The sequence below is a fragment of the Vibrio fujianensis genome, assembly GCF_002749895.1.
GTDB lineage: Bacteria > Pseudomonadota > Gammaproteobacteria > Enterobacterales > Vibrionaceae > Vibrio > Vibrio fujianensis.
The window spans coordinates 1-2,314 of record NZ_NBUS01000032.1; the positions used below are offsets into that span (position 1 = coordinate 1).

Genomic DNA, 2,314 nt, shown 5'->3' on the forward strand with positions numbered 1-2,314 from the left:
CCAATCTTTACAAACCGAGTCCGTGACCCAAGCTATGGAAGAAATGGGCCAAGCGATTAGTGCGGTAAGTCAACATACTCAATATGCACAAACGGTGGTAACACAAGCTGATGAGCTTAGTTTACAAGGTGCAAATACCGTTCAACAAGCCAGTATGCGGATAAAAAACTTAGCCAATGCAATAGATCATTCTGCTCAAATTATTCGGCACTTACATCAAGAGTCGACAGAAATTACCCAAGTGTTGGGTGTGATACAAAATATTGCTGAACAAACCAACTTATTAGCGCTTAATGCTGCGATAGAAGCCGCACGTGCTGGCGAGGCCGGACGAGGATTTGCGGTTGTCGCTGATGAAGTGCGTAATTTGTCGGGTAACACAGAAAAAGCGACTCGCTCGATTAGTGATGTTTTGTCGCGTTTACAACAAGGCGCGGATAATGCGGTGAACGCCATGCAGTCTGCGAATCAACAAGCACTAGAAAGTGTCGATTTTTCTAATCAATCGGAACAAGTTTTAAATCATATTCGGCAAGCATTTGAAGATGTAGCACAAGTGAATCGTTCGATCACCACGGCCAGTGAGCAGCAGGCTTTGGTTGCTCAGCAAACGAAGCAAAGTATCCATAGCTTAAGTGGCGATACACAGGATTTAGAGCAGCAGGCAAAGCAGGCTCGAGAAGTGAGCGAAATGTTGAGCCAAGCCTCTGGTGAGCTGCGAGATAAGGTTCATCACTTTGTCACCGCATAAATGAAGCTTGCTCTCTTGATCATTGAAACGATCAAGAAAGTTTGTTGGCTGGGGTTACTTAAAAAAACCATGATGCTAACGGTGATTAGGCGGCGGCAAAGCGGGTTTATTTAATGTCCGTTGCGATGGATCATCAGTTAAATCAGAGGTATTCATCATTTTAGAGAGGCGTTGTAGTGAAGAGAGCAGTAGAGTTTGTTCCCAACCAGCTAATGATTGAAATCGTTGAATAAAGTCTTGTTGCATAAGCTGTGGTGCAGTTTGTAGCAAGGTTTGTCCAGTGGTCGTGAGCATCGCATGTACCTTTCTTTTATCATCAGTATCTCGTGTACGCAGGACAAGCTGCCGTTTCTCTAAGCGGTCTAAAATACTGGTCGCTGTTGCTTGGCTCATATTGGTTGCTATTGACAGTTGGCGAATGGTCATATTAGGCGAGTTATTAATGGCTCGCATCAATAACAGTTGTGGGCTCGTTAGGCCAAACGTTTTATTCAACTGTTTTGAATGTAGATCAATCGCGCGAATAATTTGTCGCACTGATACGAGTACTTCTTCGTGAATATCCAATTTTTCCTCCATAAGGAAGAGGCTGCTCAAGCAGCCTCTATTAACGATCACCGAGTTATTGCGCTGCTTGTGTGGCAGCTGCTATCCATGAGTTAAACAATGCTTGGTTAGCTTTGATCCAACCATTGGCATGAGATTCAATATCTCGTGCTGAATTTTTACCCTGACTCATCAGCATATTTTGTGCACTGATATCGTTGATGCTTAATTTCATGATTTCAAACAATTTCGCTGCTGCTGGGTTTTCCATAGCAAATTGTTTATTGGCGATAATATTCATCGAGTTAATTGGGAAACCGTAGTTTTTACCATTTGGTAGCGTCGTATCAATTCCCTTTTGATTCCCTGGTAGCGCTGAAAATGGCACTTCTAGCCACACCACATCTTTTCCTGGAACTAAAACACCACTCACCCAGTAAGGTGTCCATGTGTAGTAAATAATCGGATCGCCTTTTTTATAGCGAGAGATGGTATCAGCAATAATAGCTGCGTAGTTGCCTTGATTGTGGGTTACCGTATCACGTAGGCCAAAAGTATCGAGTTGGTATTCAACCACACTTTCACATCCCCAGCCTGGATTACAACCGGTTAAGTCGGCTTTTCCGTTACCATTGGCATCAAAGAGTTTTGCAATTTTGGGATCTTTGAGCTGACCGATGTTGGTAATGTGATATTTCTCAGCGGTTTTTTTATCAATCAAGTAACCTTGAGCGGCTCCGGAGATATATGTGCCTTGACGATAGAATTTGTCATCACCACCAGAGGCGAGGTATTTATCATCATGCAATGGCTGCCAATTCACCGCCAAGTAGGTCGCATCACCTTCTGCAATTGAGGTATAGCCTACGTTGTAGTCAACTTCTTTGGTAGGCAGTACGTGATAACCCAAAGCTTCCATGGCTTTATTGACAATTAAAGTTTGGAAGGTTTCTTCTGCAACGGTGGATTGTATTGGCTGTACAGTAATCCCTTCGCCGGGAAGTTTAGCCCAAGCAG

The 2,314-nt window shown here is 43.6% G+C and carries 3 protein-coding genes; 1 reads left to right on the forward strand and 2 read right to left on the reverse strand.

The genetic code is table 11. The annotated features are described in order from the left end of the window. A partial coding sequence (locus B7C60_RS01330) for a methyl-accepting chemotaxis protein (protein ID WP_245868362.1) occupies window positions 1-751 on the forward strand: 751 nt, incomplete at its 5' end. A gap of 75 nt (window positions 752-826) precedes the next feature. Here B7C60_RS01330 and B7C60_RS01335 read toward each other — a convergent pair. Together B7C60_RS01335 and proX are read right to left on the reverse strand one after the other, a co-directional pair. Beyond that, a complete protein-coding gene (locus tag B7C60_RS01335) occupies window positions 827-1,318 on the reverse strand; it encodes a MarR family winged helix-turn-helix transcriptional regulator (RefSeq protein WP_099610106.1) in 492 nt (163 codons plus the stop codon). A gap of 55 nt (window positions 1,319-1,373) precedes the next feature. Further along, the coding region (proX, locus tag B7C60_RS01340) for a glycine betaine/L-proline ABC transporter substrate-binding protein ProX (protein ID WP_245868363.1) at window positions 1,374-2,314 on the reverse strand (941 nt) is incomplete at its 5' end.